The sequence below is a fragment of the Blautia sp. AM28-27 genome, assembly GCF_003480905.1.
GTDB classification, from domain to species: domain Bacteria; phylum Bacillota; class Clostridia; order Lachnospirales; family Lachnospiraceae; genus Fusicatenibacter; species Fusicatenibacter saccharivorans.
The window spans coordinates 1-14,825 of record NZ_QUJK01000024.1 but is presented as its reverse complement, the minus strand read 5'-3'; the positions used below and the strand labels follow the sequence as shown (position 1 = coordinate 14,825).

Annotated in this window: 15 protein-coding genes and 1 riboswitch; of the genes, 8 read left to right on the top strand and 7 right to left on the bottom strand. The window is 47.2% G+C overall.

All coding sequences use genetic code 11. The annotated features are described in order from the left end of the window. Position 1: 1 nt before the first annotated feature. Entirely contained in the window at positions 2-571 is a 570-nt protein-coding gene (locus DW743_RS16790) for a stage III sporulation protein AG (RefSeq protein WP_117762190.1), read from the top strand. A 13-nt stretch (positions 572-584) separates the two neighbouring features. Then, positions 585-1,304, top strand: coding sequence for a SpoIIIAH-like family protein (locus DW743_RS16785; protein WP_226906390.1), 720 nt, complete (start codon positions 585-587; stop codon positions 1,302-1,304). Positions 1,305-1,375: 71 nt separating this feature from the next. Here the strand turns inward: DW743_RS16785 and DW743_RS16780 are convergent, their stop codons facing one another. Then, on the bottom strand, positions 1,376-2,044 hold the full coding sequence (locus DW743_RS16780; protein WP_055221407.1) for an energy-coupled thiamine transporter ThiT: 669 nt from the start codon (positions 2,042-2,044) through the stop codon (positions 1,376-1,378). A gap of 65 nt (positions 2,045-2,109) precedes the next feature. Beyond that, positions 2,110-2,219: riboswitch (TPP riboswitch) on the bottom strand. A gap of 152 nt (positions 2,220-2,371) precedes the next feature. Here DW743_RS16780 and DW743_RS16775 point away from each other — a divergent pair. The 5 genes from DW743_RS16775 to DW743_RS16755 all read left to right on the top strand — a co-directional run bounded on the left by DW743_RS16775 (position 2,372) and on the right by DW743_RS16755 (position 7,464). After that, positions 2,372-2,989 (top strand): DUF4867 family protein, encoded by a 618-nt coding sequence (locus DW743_RS16775; protein ID WP_055221409.1) that lies wholly within the window; start codon positions 2,372-2,374, stop codon positions 2,987-2,989. Positions 2,990-3,098: 109 nt separating this feature from the next. Continuing rightward, the gene (locus DW743_RS16770) at positions 3,099-4,565 is read left to right on the top strand and encodes an L-fucose/L-arabinose isomerase family protein (RefSeq protein WP_055221457.1); all 1,467 of its coding nucleotides are present in this window, start codon (positions 3,099-3,101) and stop codon (positions 4,563-4,565) included. A 124-nt stretch (positions 4,566-4,689) separates the two neighbouring features. Then, positions 4,690-6,159 (top strand): xylulokinase, encoded by a 1,470-nt coding sequence (gene xylB, locus DW743_RS16765; RefSeq protein WP_022463201.1) that lies wholly within the window; start codon positions 4,690-4,692, stop codon positions 6,157-6,159. Between the two features lie 21 nt (positions 6,160-6,180). Beyond that, positions 6,181-7,068 carry an AraC family transcriptional regulator gene (locus DW743_RS16760; protein ID WP_117762189.1) on the top strand — a complete coding sequence of 296 codons (888 nt, stop codon included), beginning with the start codon at positions 6,181-6,183 and terminating at the stop codon, positions 7,066-7,068. A 96-nt stretch (positions 7,069-7,164) separates the two neighbouring features. Next, complete coding sequence (locus DW743_RS16755) at positions 7,165-7,464, top strand: YerC/YecD family TrpR-related protein (RefSeq protein WP_022463203.1); 300 nt, start codon at positions 7,165-7,167, stop codon at positions 7,462-7,464. Positions 7,465-7,523: 59 nt separating this feature from the next. Here DW743_RS16755 and DW743_RS16750 read toward each other — a convergent pair whose 3' ends face one another. Continuing rightward, positions 7,524-8,144 (bottom strand): DUF1836 domain-containing protein, encoded by a 621-nt coding sequence (locus DW743_RS16750; protein WP_117762188.1) that lies wholly within the window; start codon positions 8,142-8,144, stop codon positions 7,524-7,526. Between the two features lie 178 nt (positions 8,145-8,322). Between DW743_RS16750 and pcrA the strand changes: the two genes are divergently transcribed. After that, positions 8,323-10,551: a DNA helicase PcrA gene (gene pcrA, locus DW743_RS16745; protein WP_055228510.1), complete on the top strand. Its 2,229-nt coding sequence runs from the start codon at positions 8,323-8,325 to the stop codon at positions 10,549-10,551. Positions 10,552-10,618: 67 nt separating this feature from the next. Here pcrA and DW743_RS16740 read toward each other — a convergent pair whose 3' ends face one another. From DW743_RS16740 to DW743_RS16715, 5 genes are all read right to left on the bottom strand, one after another. Then, the gene (locus tag DW743_RS16740) at positions 10,619-11,494 is read right to left on the bottom strand and encodes an N-acetylmuramoyl-L-alanine amidase (protein ID WP_117762187.1); all 876 of its coding nucleotides are present in this window, start codon (positions 11,492-11,494) and stop codon (positions 10,619-10,621) included. 51 nt (positions 11,495-11,545) lie between these two features. Continuing rightward, positions 11,546-13,174, bottom strand: coding sequence for a recombinase family protein (locus tag DW743_RS16735; RefSeq protein WP_117762186.1), 1,629 nt, complete (start codon positions 13,172-13,174; stop codon positions 11,546-11,548). 79 nt (positions 13,175-13,253) lie between these two features. Further along, complete coding sequence (locus DW743_RS18670; RefSeq protein WP_002323371.1) at positions 13,254-13,376, bottom strand: hypothetical protein; 123 nt, start codon at positions 13,374-13,376, stop codon at positions 13,254-13,256. A 421-nt stretch (positions 13,377-13,797) separates the two neighbouring features. Continuing rightward, the gene (locus DW743_RS16720; protein WP_004613734.1) at positions 13,798-14,046 is read right to left on the bottom strand and encodes a helix-turn-helix domain-containing protein; all 249 of its coding nucleotides are present in this window, start codon (positions 14,044-14,046) and stop codon (positions 13,798-13,800) included. A gap of 1 nt (position 14,047) precedes the next feature. After that, complete coding sequence (locus DW743_RS16715; protein WP_117762184.1) at positions 14,048-14,467, bottom strand: RNA polymerase sigma factor; 420 nt, start codon at positions 14,465-14,467, stop codon at positions 14,048-14,050. Positions 14,468-14,825 lie beyond the last annotated feature (358 nt).

The following is a 14,825-nucleotide window of genomic DNA, read 5'->3' as shown; positions in this document are numbered from 1 at the left end:
TATGAGGGAAAAGGCAGCGGCGTTTTTCCGGAAACAGAAAAAGGAGCAGTGGATGCTGTACTTCCTGCTGGCGGCAATCGGCGTTGTCCTGCTGCTGCCGACGGGAACAAAAAAGACCAGTGAGGAGACAGAACAGCCGCAGGAGACGGCTGTGCGTCCGGCGGGGGATGCGGGACTTTCGGTGCAGGAGGAGATGGAACAGCGCCTTTGTGACGCACTTTCCCAGATGGACGGTGTGGGCGCAGTGCACGTCGTGGTGACGCTGGAATCCACAGGAAAAAAGATTGTGGAAAAAGATGTCCCAACGCGGAGCACAACGGAGGAAAACAAGAAGGGAGAGGAGACCGGAAGCGTTACATCCTCGTCGCAGGATGAGGCAACTGTCTATGAAAAGACACAGAACGGGGCCGAGACACCGTATGTGGTTTCCGAGGAGTACCCGGCGGTGCGCGGCGTGCTCGTTATCGCAGAAGGCGGGGGAAACCCGGTGACGATACAGGAGATTCAGGAGGCCGTGATGGCATTATTTCAGGTGGGCGCAAATAAGATTAAAGTAGTCAAAATGAAGTAAAGGAGTCAAATGCGTGGAAAAATTAGAACAGGAAATGAATGCACCTGAGAAAATGGCAGAGACACCATCGCCGAAAAAGACGGCCGGGAAAAAGAAAAAATTCCGGAAAAACCAGGTCATCATCACCGCCCTTGCGATCATGATCGCCGTCGCCGGATACATCAACTATGCTGACAGTACCCTGTCCACGAAGGAGAAGGCAGACGGAACCACGGCGGATGCCAGCACCGTTTTAAAAGACATCTCCAGCCTGGACACCGATATCACCGACGAGGTGGATGCCGGCACAGCAGGGGACTCGTCGCGGACCGTCACCGAAACGCCGGGAGAGGCTGTCCTTGCCGGGGCATCTACATACATGGCCCAGGCCAGAATCGACCGGGAACAGATCCGTTCCCAGAATAAAGACACCTTAAACGAAATCATCAACAACACCAACCTCTCCGAAACCGAGCGCCAGAGCGCCGTCCAGAGCATGGTGGAAATGACGGAACTCGTAGAAAAAGAGTCGGCAACCGAACTCCTCCTCGAAGCCAAAGGCTTCAACGATGTCGTCGTAAACCTGACCGGCGAAACCGCCGACATCGTCGTTCCGATGAAAGAAGTAACCGAGGAACAGCGTGCCCAGATCGAAGACATCGTAACCCGCAAAACCGGAATCGGCGTAGAAAACATCGTCATCACCCCCATGAGTTCCGCCGCCGACACAGCCGCAGAGGAGAGTGCTCAGTAAATTTTGATATCCACGTAAAAAATCCGGAAACGCAAAATCATGCGTTCCCGGATTTTTTCACGTAATTCTATTTAATTTGCACCATGTGCCGTTCTTGCAACCGTCTGCAGTGCTTTCTTCACCGGCGGCAGCGAGATCAGAATCACCGTCAGTACACCTTCAGCCAGCAGATAGCTGTAGTTGTAAATAATCGGATACAGCGCCTTCAAAGACTGCGGGAAATTCTCCGGCATATAATCCATCCAGTACAGATATCCGCCTAACGTATGGAAAAATCCCCTCGCCAGCACAGCCACAATATACCCGATCAGCAGCCCGTTTTTCTTCTTTCCAAAGAATCCGGCCACACCCAGCGCCGCAAACGCAAACACATAATCACAGCACACCTGGAACAGCGACAGCACATACGGCCCCTGGATAAACTGCAGCAGTCCATAAGCAAAACCAACGAGAATACCCGTCTTCGCCCCATACCAGTTCGCAATCAGCACAATAAACAGCATCGAAAACAACGTAACCGATCCCCCGTACGGCAGCTCAAACACCTTCACATACGAAGTCACAAACGCCAGCGCCATCCCCATCGCACAAAACGCCAGCTTCCTTGCATCCATTCCCGTCCCCTTACTCTTCTGAGCAGAAAGAACCGAAGCAATCACCACCAGCGCCACCATCAGCACCACGCATCCAACATAACCGGCCGTCGTCAGTCCGCCGTCAGCAGTAACAAAAAAACTCATAAAAAAACCTCCTTCGCATTCCGCTTGGAGGGGCTCACATAAAAACACAGTCCCGAATCACATCCGAAACCACGTTCCAGCTTCCCTACGCAGGAATTATCCCGTTCAGGTAGTGAGGGTCCGTGAGCTTATCCCTGTCCCACGTTCTCAGCCAAAGGCTCCCCTAGCGTCTTATTATTTTAACGTATTAAAGTATACCAACCTCCCCCTTATTTGTCAACCCGTCCGTTTTTTCATCCAAATACATGTTGACAAGAAGTACATACAAGTGCTATATTACAATTAGTTCAATCATTAAACTAATTGTACGAAAGGAGCACCAAAACAATGCAGATTCTGAAAGTAACAGACGAAGCATTCCGCCAGTACGGCAAAGTCATCAAAGACCTCGACGTCAGCGACATCATCACCGCCATGTCCGAGACCCCATGTCCCGATGACGTAGTCTACGAGCCTTCCATTGAAAGCCTCGAAGCCTGCAAAAGCGCCCAGTCCGTATCCGACAGCCTCTACGGCGGCATGCCGATCCAGATCGGCTACTGCAACGGCCACAACCATTTACTGAACGCCGTAGAATACCACCGCGACAGCGAAATTAACATCGCCGTAACCGACCTGATCCTGATCCTCGGAAAAGAACAGGACATCACCGAAGACCACACCTACGACTCATCCAAAATGGAGGCCTTCTTAATCCCGGCCGGAACCACCATTGAAGTCTACGCAACCACCCTCCACTACGCACCATGCAACGTGGCAGCCAGCGGCTTCAAATGCGTCGTAGTACTTCCAAAAGGAACCAATACCGACATCACCCTGGAAGAAAAACACACCCCGGAAGACGACCTGCTCTTCGCCAGAAACAAATGGCTCTTAAGCCACCCGGATGCAAACATCGCTGGAAGCGTAGCAGGCATCAAAGGAGAAAACCTCTCGGTAAAATAAAACCAGAGACAAAACCAGAAATCAGAAACACTGCCCCAAAAGAGCAGTTCTGAACATAAAAAGAAACCAAAAACCAAGAAAACCAAAAAAAGGAGGATCTTCAAAAATGATCAACAATACACCGGAAATCAAATTAGGTATCGTTGCAGTAAGCCGTGACTGCTTCCCGAACAGCCTTTCCGAGAACAGAAGAAAAGCAGTCGTAAAAGCATACGACGGAGAAATCTACGAATGTCCAATCATCGTCGAGAATGAAATCGACATGATGAACGCACTCGAAGACCTGAAAAAAGCAGAGTGTGATGCACTTGTTGTATACCTTGGAAACTTCGGACCGGAGACCGAGGAAACCCTGCTTGTAAAATACTTCGACGGACCTTGCATGGTAGTAGCAGCAGCAGAAGAGACCGGCGACGACCTTGTAGGCGGACGCGGCGATGCATACTGCGGCGTTCTGAACGCAAGCTACAACCTGAAACTGCGCAACCTGCACGCATACATTCCGGAGTACCCGGTTGGCGATGCAGAAGACGTAGCAGCCATGATCAAAGATTTCGTACCGGTTGCAACTGCAGTTGTAGCTGTTAAGAACCTGAAAATCATCAGCTTCGGACCGCGTCCGACCAACTTCCTGGCATGTAACGCACCGATCAAACAGCTGTACAACCTCGGCGTAGAAATCGAAGAGAACTCCGAGCTTGACCTGTTTGAAGCATTCAACAAACACGCAGGCGATGAGAGAATCCCGGCAGTCGTAGAAGATATGGCAAAAGAGCTCGGCGAAGGAAACCTGAAACCGGAAATCCTGCCGAAACTGGCTCAGTACGAGATCACCCTGTTAGACTGGATCGAAGCACACAAAGGATCCAGAAAATACGTAACCCTGACCGGAAAATGCTGGCCGGCATTCCAGACACAGTTCGGATTCGTTCCTTGCTATGTCAACAGCCGTCTGACCAAGATGGGCATCCCGGTATCCTGTGAGGTAGATATCTACGGAACACTGTCCGAGTTCATCGGAACCGTTGTATCCAAAGACACCGTAACACTCCTCGACATCAACAACACCGTTCCGAAGGATATGTATGAGAGCGAAATCAAAGGCAAATTTGATTACACCTTAAAAGATACCTTCATGGGATTCCACTGCGGAAATACCGCTTCCACCAAACTGGCATTCTGCTCTATGAAATATCAGATGATCATGGCAAGAACCCTTCCGGAAGAAGTAACACAGGGTACCCTCGAGGGAGATATCGTTCCTGGAGACATCACCTTCTATCGTCTGCAGAGCACATCTGACGCAAAACTGCGCGGATACATCGCAGAGGGCGAGGTTCTTCCTGTAGCAACACGTTCCTTCGGAAGCATCGGTATCTTCGCTATTCCGGAGATGGGCAGATTCTACCGTCACGTACTGGTAGAGAAAAACTATCCGCATCACGGCGCAGTAGCATTCGGACACTTCGGAAAACCGTTATTCGAAGTATTTAAAATGCTCGGTGTTGAAGTAGATGAGATCGGCTACAACCAGCCGAAGGGTGTTCGTTACCCGACAGAGAATCCGTGGGGCTAATCCGTTCCGGAAGATTCACTGAAAAATAAGAAAGATATGCAGTAACGCATAAGCAAAAGGGCGGAGCAGAGATCTAGGTCTGCTGCCGCCCTTTTTGAAAAAGAGTAGAAAAAGGAGATTCGACATGTATTTTATTGGTGTTGACCTTGGTACTTCCGCTGTCAAACTGCTTCTGATGGACGAGGAAGGCAAAATTGTAAATATTGTATCGAGAGAGTATCCGCTGTATTTCCCGCATCCAGGCTGGTCTGAGCAGAAACCGGAAGACTGGTGGGAGCAGAGCAAAGAGGGAATCCGCGAGCTGGTAAAAGACGTAGACAAATCCCAGGTAGCCGGCATCAGCTTCGGCGGCCAGATGCATGGCCTTGTCATCCTGGATGAGAACGATAACGTCATCCGCCCGGCGATCCTCTGGAACGACGGCCGTACCGCAAAACAGACCGATTATCTGAACACCGTAATCGGAAAAGAAAAACTCTCCGAGTATACCGCAAACATTGCATTTGCAGGCTTTACCGCACCGAAGATTCTCTGGGTGAAAGAAAATGAGCCGGATAACTTCGCAAAAATCTGCAAAATCATGCTTCCAAAAGATTACCTGGCATACCGTCTCTCCGGCGCATTCGTAAGCGACTACTCCGATGCATCGGGCATGCTTCTGATGGATGTCAAGAACAAATGCTGGTCAAAAGAGATGGCAGAAATCTGCGGTATTTCCCTGGAGATGCTGCCGGAGCTCCATGAGAGCTTTGACGCTGTCGGAACCTTAAAACCGGAAGTAGCAGCAGAACTTGGACTGCCAGAGACCTGTAAAGTTGTAGCAGGAGCCGGAGACAACGCAGCAGCCGCAGTCGGAACCGGAACCGTAGGCGACGGCATGTGCAACGTTTCCCTTGGTACAAGCGGAACCGTATTCATTTCCAGCAGCAAATTCGGCGTAGACAGCCACAATGCCCTGCACGCATTCGCACACGCAGACGGCCACTATCACCTGATGGGATGCATGCTGAGTGCAGCTTCCTGCAACAAATGGTGGATGGATGAAATTATCCGCACAAAAGAATATACAAAAGAGCAGGAGAATATCACAAAACTTGGCGAGAATAATGTCTTCTTCCTGCCGTATCTGATGGGCGAGCGTTCCCCGCACAACAACCCGGATGCAAGAGGAACCTTCATCGGCCTGACCATGGACACCACAAGAGAGGATATGACCCAGGCTGTTCTCGAGGGCGTTGCCTTTGCGATCCGCGATTCCTTTGAGGTAGCAAAATCCCTCGGCATCCAGATCGAGAGAACGAAAATCTGCGGAGGCGGTGCAAAGAGCCCGCTGTGGAGACGCATGATCGCAAACGTGCTGAACATCAAAGTGGACCGTATTGAGTCCGAGGAAGGCCCGGCACTTGGCGGAGCCATGCTGGCAGCCGTTGCCTGCGGTGTCTTTTCATCCGTAGAAGAGGCGGCAGAAAAAATTGTTCGTGTGACAGAGACCATCGAGCCGGAACCGGAACTGGTTGAGAAATATGAGCGCCAGTATCAGAAATTTGCAAAGATTTATCCGACCGTAAAAGATCTGTTTACAGAGCTGCTGTAATAAAAAGAGGTAAGAAATAAGATGAAGAAAGTGGAACATGGGAAAACATTTGACCGGAATGCAGCAAACCCGCCGGCGTTTGAAATCTTTCACAACACCGTGACAGAAGGCTATCCGAAGCACTGGCATACCGCAATTGAAATTATCATGCCGACCAGAGGCGAATATGAGGTTGTTGTCGGAAAAGACAGCTATAATCTGAAAGAGGGCGACATCATTATGATCAATTCCGGCGTTGTACACGGAATGAGATTCGTATCCCAGGGAGAACGGATTGTCATGCTGGTGGAACCGGGCTGTGTGGAGAATCAGGAAGAAATGGAAACGATTTTCCTGCGGCTTCCGGCCATCTACTTCAAAAAAGAGGATGAGGAAGATCCCTTCTATCTGTTTCTACGCAGCCAGATTCTGGAACTGGTGCGGGAATACGATAATGAGGGCGCAGTGATGACGCACAGAATCTGCACCGGCCTCAAAGAGCTTTTTTCAGAGTTTGGCCGCAAGGGATTTTCGGATGCCAACGCGCAGAATACGTTCGGGGCAATGAAGCAGCAGGAATATATAGAGGCTGTTTTAAGCGCCTGCCGTTATATCAATGTCCATTACATGGAGAATCTTTCTCTCGAGGAAGTAGCTGCGGTCAGCGGATTTTCCAAGTTCCACTTTACCAGAATTTTCAAGCAGTACATGAACATGACATTCTATGAGTACCTCAATTCTAAACGCGTCAAACGCGCAGAGGAGCTTCTGTACGACAAAAAGATGAGTATCACGGATGTGGCGATGAATTCCGGATTCTCTTCTTTAAGTGCCTTCAACCGTACCTTCAAGACGGTAAAGGCCTGTTCGCCGAGCGATTACCGCAGACAGCGGGAGTCGATGGTACAGGCTTTGCTGATGCAGGGATAAAAGGACTTGTATTTCACACTTTACTGTGCTAAAATGGTAGTATTCCGAGTTATAAGAATGAGATGGGGACTTAATTTTCGTACAGGAGGGCTTGAAATGAACAAGAAACTTCATTCAGAAGCAGTAGACCAGCTTTTTGAGGCAATTTTGTGTCTGAAGAATAAGGAAGAATGCTATACTTTTTTTGAGGATGTATGCACCATCAATGAACTGCTTTCGCTGTCGCAGCGGTTTGAAGTGGCGAAAATGTTGCGGGAGAAGAGAACGTATCTGGAAATCTCCGAAAAGACGGGAGCATCCACGGCGACGATCAGCCGCGTGAACCGTTCCTTAAGCTATGGAAACGACGGATATGAGATGGTGTTTGAACGGATGGAAAAGAAAGAAAATGTGTAAAATCAAAAAAGACGGTGCGATTCCAACGCAGCCGTCTTTTTTTGATTACACATTTGTTCTTAATTTTTCTTTTTCGGATCAGAAGGCGCCGCGAGGGATGCCAGTTCATCCACCATGTGCTCGATCATCTGTTTTTTCAGATAGACATCGAAACTCAGCAGACAGATAAACGAAAAGAGCTGGAGAAATTCCCGGTCCTCCTCCGGTGAGCTGCCGAACATGGACTTGGATACATCCGCTTTTTTCAGAAGATCTTCTTTTACGGATGCAATTTCTTCTTTTTCCATCTGGAAAATTTCGTCGTAGATATCTTTGATGGAAAAGCCGCTCTCCGTGCCGAAATACCGATCGGTGATCGGGGCGAGCAGTGTCTGGATATCCGTGATCGAGAGGATGTTTTTAAAGTAGTAAATAAAAACCAGAAGCATCATGTGCTCCGGCGAATATTTCTTTTTGACCGGCGGCGGGAGCAGCTTGTTTTTTGCATAGTTGTTGATCATTGTTTTTGTCAGAACCTTATCGGACTCGAAGCGGCGCGAAGAAGCGAGCTGTGCGTCCATAAAGGTCGTGACCTGGTCCATATATAAAGCAATGTTCGGGATTTCCTCCGGGCGGATGCCTTCGAGAGAATCCAGTGAATTCAGTAAATCATGAAGAATTTTATCTGAGTCTATCGTCATTTGTTATCACCTCACTGTTCCCATTATATAGTTTTTAATACCAGATAGCAAGGACTTTGCGAAAAAAGTTTCCATGATAAAAATGCAACGTATGTTCGTTCTTACTTGTAACCGGGGCGGATTTGTTATATACTGAGATGCATGTGAAAAGATTCGAAGCAGATGAAGGAGAAAGAACATGAATCAGACAGAAACAGGATTAAACCCGATGCAGATGGAAGCTGTGGAGCACACCGAAGGGCCGCTTCTGATCCTTGCAGGTGCCGGTTCGGGAAAGACGAGGGTACTGACGCACCGCATCGCCTCCCTGATCAGGGACAAAGGCGTCAATCCGTGGAATATTATGGCGATCACTTTTACGAACAAGGCCGCCGGAGAAATGCGTGAGCGTGTCGATAAAATCGTGGGATACGGATCGGAGCGGATCTGGGTCAGCACCTTCCATTCCAGCTGCGTGCGGATTCTGCGCCGCCATGCTGAACGTCTGGGATACGCCAACAATTTTGCAATTTACGATACCGATGACCAGAAATCGCTGATCAAGGACATCATGAAACGGCTCCAGATGGATCCGAAACTGTACCGCGACCGTGCGATCATGGCGGCAATTTCGTCCGCAAAGGATGAGATGATTGAGCCGGACCAGTACCGGATTGACGCGGGAATCGACTGGAAGCTGCAGAAGTATGCGGCAGTTTATGCGGAGTATCAGGCAGAGTTAAAGAAAAACAATGCGATGGACTTCGATGATCTGCTGGTACAGACCGTAAAATTATTCCAGCAGTTCCCGGAAGTGCTCGACTATTATCAGGAGCAGTTCCGCTATATCATGGTCGATGAGTATCAGGATACCAACACGGTTCAGTTCCGCTTTGTGAGCCTTCTGGCGGCAAAATACCGCAATCTCTGCGTTGTCGGCGATGATGATCAGTCGATCTACAAATTCCGCGGGGCGAATATTGAAAATATTCTGAGTTTTGAGCATGTATTCCCGGATGCGAAGGTCATTAAACTGGAGCAGAATTACCGTTCTACGCAGAATATTCTGAATGCGGCAAATGAAGTGATTGCGAATAACCAGGGACGAAAAGCAAAACGCCTGTGGACAGAGAACCCGGAGGGTGACCTGATCGATCTGCGGCAGTTCCAGAGCGGTTTTGAGGAGGCGGAGTACGTGGCAGGAGAAATCACGCGCGGCGTCCGCACGGAGGGAAAGAAGTATCGTGATTATGCAATTCTCTACCGTACCAACGCACAGTCCCGTCTTTTTGAGGAGAAACTGCTGCTTGCAAATGTTCCATATAAAATCGTGGGCGGTGTCAACTTCTATGCGAGACGCGAGATCAAGGATCTGCTGGCGTATCTGCGTGTGATCGAGAACCCGGAGGATGACCTTGCGGTACTGCGTATCATCAACGTTCCGCGGCGCGGTATCGGAGCGGCGACGATCAACAAAGTGCAGGACTGGGAGGCAGAGCAGGGCATCCGTTTCTACGATGCGCTTCTCGAGGCCGAGTATGTGCCGGGGCTGATGCGGTCTTTAAATAAGATTAAATCCTTCACGTCCTTTTTACAGGTACTCCGCGCGAAAGCAGATTATCTGTCGGTCAAAGAGCTGCTGAATGAAATCATCGAGGAGACCGGCTATGTAGCAGATCTGCAGGCGGAGGGAACCGAAGAAGCGGCAGCCCGCATCGAGAACATCGACGAGCTGATTTCAAAGATTGCGGATTATGAGGAGAGCGCCGAACAGCCATCTCTCGGTGGTTTTCTGCAGGAGGTTGCGCTGGTGTCTGATATCGACTCGGTGGATGAGGAGAGCGATTACGTGCTGTTGATGACACTGCATTCCGCAAAAGGACTGGAGTTCCCGAACGTATTCCTTGCCGGCATGGAGGATGGCATTTTCCCAAGCTACATGACGATCACCGGGGATGATCCGTCGGAGCTGGAGGAGGAGCGCCGTCTCTGCTACGTGGGCATCACGCGTGCGATGCAGCATCTGACATTGACGTGTGCGCGCCAGAGAATGATCCGCGGCGAAGTGCAGTACAACAAGATGTCCCGTTTTGTCAAAGAGATTCCGCGGGAGCTGATTTCCCTGGAGCGGGAGCGCGGGGAGATCGAAGACCGGAAGCCGAAGATGGACATTCCGACGAGAGGCAGCGTCTATGCGGCGATGAAGCAGGCATTCCGCGAGAAGCCGCAGCAGGCGAAAACCTTCAGCGCGCAGAAGGCGACGAAACTCGATTACGAAATCGGGGATACGGTGCGCCATATCAAGTTCGGTGTCGGCATTGTCACGGATATCGTGGACGGCGGAAGAGATTATGAAGTTACCGTCAACTTCGACCAGGCTGGTACGAAGAAAATGTTTGCTTCGTTTGCAAAACTGAAAAAGTTATAAGGAGAACGAGAGCGTGTCGGAAAACAAAATTCCGGCACGCTCTTTTTTCGACTGATGCGGCAGACGCTCAGGTGGTAATCAGGGTGGAATAGCCGTCGCGGCGCAGGCGGCGTTCCATCAGAATGGCATTTCCGAGCTGGCGGTAAGCGCCGACCTGGACCTTGAAAAAGCCGTCCTCGGCGAGAAGAAAAGCGGGATAGCCCTGGTCGAGAAGGTCGTAAAGCATACGGTCGGCATTCTGGCGGATGCGGAAAAGGCCGGTCTGGACACGGTAGAAGGTTTCCGGTGTGTCGGAAGGATTTTCCTGTTCCGGCGGCGTGGGACGGGGCGAAGCGGAAGCAGTGACGGTATCCGCTGTTGAAACGGACGGACGGGCGGCTTCCGTTTCCGCAGCGCGCCGGTCAGCCTCCGTGACCGTCTCGAGATCCAGCGTTCCAAGCACTGCATCCGCGATGGCGCGGGCGATTTCTTCCTGCTTTTCATCGTAGAGCGTATTGTCCTGCTCATTGTTCAGAAAGCCGGTTTCAATCAGAAGAGCCGGCATTTTCGTCCGCCGCAGAACAACAAGCCCTGGCCGTGCCTTGACACCGAGATTCCGGAATCCCAGCTCCGAGAGCGCGCCGTTAATGTTTTCTGCCATTGTCTGTTTGATGCCGGAGTTGTCATAGACAAGCGTTTCCACGCCGGTATACTGGTTCGGTTCCTCCGAAGAATTCCGGTGAAAAGAAATAAAAAAGTCGGCATCCGCCTGATTGGCCATCTGCGCCTTTTCAAACGGCGTCTGATAAACATCGGTTGTGCGGGTATAAATGACAGAGACACCCTGCTGGGAAAGAAGCTCGCCGACCGCGATGGCGAGGGAAAGATTGTCATCCTTTTCCCTGCGTCCCTCATAGACAGCGCCCGGATCACTTCCCCCGTGTGCTGATTGTAGTTTACGCAAATTGTGATATGTATTCCCCAATATATATGGGGAGTTAGAAATGTATTGAGATTAGATAGCCTTTTTCTCCAAGTCCTCACAGTAAACGCTTGAAAATAAATGTTCCAGTTCATTTCCGAAGTTGTATGAGATTTTAAGTTTGTGGTTTTCATAAACTGTTATCTGGTCTATCATTTCCACAATAATATCTCTGTCTAATTCTTCAATGTCTTTCAGTTCCAACAACCGCCTTAACCACGGTGTTTCAAAAACATCTTCTGTTACACTTTCCTTTTTCTTTTCTTCCAGCGTTTCAATCTGTTTGGAGTAAAGCGTTTCTTTTTGTTGATAGTCCTCTCGATAAGAAAGAAATTCTTCTTTAGAAATCAGTTCGTCTTTGTAATCTTCATAAATTGACTTTTTCAACTTCTTCACTCTTTCAAGCTCTGCTTTTAACTTTGTCAGTTCTATGTCTGTTGATTTTCTGATTTTTATTGCTGTGAAAGATTGTGATTTTACAAGTTCCTGCAAGTTCTCTACATTGCGGATAATCTGCTTTAAATCTCCCAGCACAATATCATTCAATACTTGAAACGGGAGCGTGTGCGGAGTGCAATAATCTTTTCCACTTCTTTTGTAAGTTCCACAATAAAATGAATAGGACTTACTTCCGTCAGCACGTCGCCAGAAATTTTTCATCATTGCCCGACCACAATCGCCACACTTGATAAAACCTGCAAAGATATTTTTATTTGTTTCTAAATCAATATCCCTATGTTTTTTCGTCAGCAGTTTTTGTACCTTATCCCACAGTTGACGGTCTATAATCGGTTCATGTGTATTTTCAACCCTTATCCAGTTTGCTTTCTCAACTGGACGCTGTTTGCTTCTCATACGTTGATGTTTCTTTCCTTGTACCATATTTCCAATATAAAGCTCATTTTGTAACATCACTTTAATCGTGGAATACGTCCAATAAGAAGTTTTCTCTAAACGATTGCAATTTTTGTAATTTTCGCCGTTGAGCTTTTTATATTCCGACGGACAAAGGATACCCTCTGCATTTAGTATTTTGGCAATGCTTTGTTTTCCTATTCCTTGTGCATACATAGTAAATACTCTTTTTACAACTTCGGACGCATATTCATCAATCACAAGTTTATTTTTATTTGCAGGAGATTTCTTATAACCATAACTTGTAAAAGCTCCGATAAATTCTCCTGCTTTCTGCTTTGATTTTACAGTCGCTTGAATTTTATTAGAAATATCTCTGGCATACTGCTCGTTGAATATATTTTTAATAGGAAGTAACATATCGTATGCCTGCTTCATACTATCAATATTATCTGTTACAGAAATAAAACGAACATTAAGCTCTGGAAATATTCTTTCCAAATATCGCCCCGTATCAATGTAATCTCGTCCGAAACGGGAAAGGTCTTTTACAACAACACAACTTACCTTGTTATCTTCAATGTCAGCAATCATTCTATGAAAGTCTGGTCTATTGAAATTCGTTCCCGTAAAACCGTCATCAATATAAACATCATATAAGATAAAGTCATCATGCTTGTTCACATATTCTGTTAAAAGTTTTCTCTGATTTCCTACACTATCGCTTTCTTCCTTATCTCCGTCCTCTCGTGATAATCTGATATAAATAGCCACGTTAAATAAGTTTGAACCTTTTTGATAAATCATTTTTCCACCTATTCAACTGCCGTACCTATGATAATATTATACCATAAAGTACGGCTTCTTTCCATTGTTTTCAAGGGTTTTACCCTCTTGATAGTCCTTTTTTTACATGAGATTTCACGATACGGACAAGCAATTCCTCTACGGAAAATTTACCTAAAAATTCCCGTTCTACGATATATTGTGCAGGTTCTTTTTTAGCCAAGTTATCAGCCCCCTTAGTCAGCTATCTATTCTCAACATACGCACATAGGCTTATCCAATATGCGTGTTTTTCACAATGTTACAGAAGCAGACAGACGGCTTTGGAAAGCTCCGTTAGTATCTCAACTATTCCCATTCTTGTGGGCAGAACCGCACCATGCGGACGTATCATTATTCTGTGAGGATAGGTCGTGGCAAAACAACTTTTCCAACAGTCGCTCTCGGATCACTGCGTGGGTCGCTCGCTTTCTTTTGAAAAGGTCGTGGCGTACAGTCCCCGTGGCTCGCTATCTCACAAACGTATCTGTCTGCTTTATTCAGTTGTCAAAGAGCTGTGGCGAAAGCGTGTTGCTTTCATGTAAAAGCAGGTGCAGAGCAGGAAAGAGGGGATTGAACAAATCATACTCTGCGGTTACTGCTTGTTATTCTTCTTCGATTTCTAAGGCGATATCAAACCCTAAAATCATTTTGATAAGTGCTTCTCTGATAAGTCCCTTTAATTCCATATCTACAACAATATAAACATTGCCGTATTCATCATAGAGTGGACGCAGACAGCACTTTGATATGTACGGGTCATAAAATGCCAGTATCTTTTCAATCGCTTTTTCGTCTCCGTCCATTGCTTGTGAAAGCAAATAGTAGGACGGCTTCTTAAATGTTTGCTTCATTTTACTGTTTCTCCTTTAGTAATTTTTTCATAAGTACCAATGAGTTATGTCGATTTTGGAATACACCGCTTCTGGAAATATTCTGCTTTTTTGCAATTTCTTCGTTGTTCATTTCCAAGAAGTAATACATCAGCAAAGTTTCACGGTTACGCTCGGATAACTGTTTCAAGGCTTCTGCCAATTCATCATCATAGACACGAATATCATTACCGCATACATTGAAAATCGTATAGTCCGTATCATAGTCGTCCCAGACAGCCAGATTTTCTACAACGATTTCTGGAAGTTCACAAAAGAGTGTTTCTTCCTTTTGTCGTCGTTTTAATTTCTTCTGATAGTCCTTAACAACATGTCGGACAACTTTCTTCAAACAACTTTCAAAACGGCATTGAACTGTTTTCTGGAAGTCAGACGGTTTCATCAATCTCACCCCCTTTCCGTTACGACGTGAAAAGTGGTTATCCCTCTTTCCGCACCATATAGGGAACGGCAGGTGTGATTTGTTAAGTTGAAACCGAAAAAATTAAAAAAATTTTTTTTGGTATGAAAAAAGCCCGCACAAAACATATAGTTTTATACGAGCTATTAAAGCTGTAAGATATTCAGTTTTTAATAAAATGCTATTAGGTAGTGTATGATTGTATAGAATTTCGCTTAAAATGTTCCATAATACAATCCCCCTTACAGCATTTGTTTTGTATTACACTTTTGTCTTTTTGGTAATCTTATAAATATATTCTTCTGGTGTAGGGCGTTTATTCCCAAAATACTTTTTGAAA

Coding starts and splice junctions, on each gene's coding strand:
- DW743_RS16790 (WP_117762190.1), top strand. CDS start 2: ATGAGGGAAAAGGCAGCGGCGTTTTTCCGGAAACAGAAAAAGGAGCAG.
- DW743_RS16780 (WP_055221407.1), bottom strand. CDS start 2,044: ATGAGTTTTTTTGTTACTGCTGACGGCGGACTGACGACGGCCGGTTAT.
- DW743_RS16775 (WP_055221409.1), top strand. CDS start 2,372: ATGCAGATTCTGAAAGTAACAGACGAAGCATTCCGCCAGTACGGCAAA.
- xylB (WP_022463201.1), top strand. CDS start 4,690: ATGTATTTTATTGGTGTTGACCTTGGTACTTCCGCTGTCAAACTGCTT.
- DW743_RS16760 (WP_117762189.1), top strand. CDS start 6,181: ATGAAGAAAGTGGAACATGGGAAAACATTTGACCGGAATGCAGCAAAC.
- DW743_RS16755 (WP_022463203.1), top strand. CDS start 7,165: ATGAACAAGAAACTTCATTCAGAAGCAGTAGACCAGCTTTTTGAGGCA.
- DW743_RS16750 (WP_117762188.1), bottom strand. CDS start 8,144: ATGACGATAGACTCAGATAAAATTCTTCATGATTTACTGAATTCACTG.
- pcrA (WP_055228510.1), top strand. CDS start 8,323: ATGAATCAGACAGAAACAGGATTAAACCCGATGCAGATGGAAGCTGTG.
- DW743_RS16735 (WP_117762186.1), bottom strand. CDS start 13,174: ATGATTTATCAAAAAGGTTCAAACTTATTTAACGTGGCTATTTATATC.
- DW743_RS16720 (WP_004613734.1), bottom strand. CDS start 14,046: ATGAAGCAAACATTTAAGAAGCCGTCCTACTATTTGCTTTCACAAGCA.
- DW743_RS16715 (WP_117762184.1), bottom strand. CDS start 14,467: ATGAAACCGTCTGACTTCCAGAAAACAGTTCAATGCCGTTTTGAAAGT.